Annotated in this window: 1 pseudogene; it reads right to left on the bottom strand. The window is 73.3% G+C overall.

The window, feature by feature from the left end:
* A pseudogene (locus tag ACSNOK_RS35355) lies at positions 1 to 251 on the bottom strand (peptidoglycan-binding domain-containing protein); the annotation flags it as partial.

The following is a 251-nucleotide window of genomic DNA, read 5'->3' as shown; positions in this document are numbered from 1 at the left end:
GGGCTCCAGCGAGCCGTTGCGCACATAGGAGGAGAGCCTGCCCGGGCAGGACGTCGGCAGGTGGTCGCCGTGCCGGTTGATCCCGCGGCCCGCGCCGCCGATGTCGCGCAGGTTGGCGATCGACCAGCGGAAGGCGTCCAGGAGCTGTTCGGTGACGGGGTCGTAGTCGGAGGAGGAGCCGCCGGTGAGCGCGCACACCGCGTACCAGTTCCGGTTGCCGGGGCCGGTGCCGTTGGCGGCGGTCCGCACCC

The organism is Streptomyces sp. URMC 126 (genome assembly GCF_051386555.1).
In the GTDB taxonomy this organism is placed as follows: Bacteria; Actinomycetota; Actinomycetes; order Streptomycetales; family Streptomycetaceae; genus Streptomyces.
Note: the sequence above shows the minus strand (reverse complement) of the source record. Positions and strands in the feature narration are given on the sequence as shown.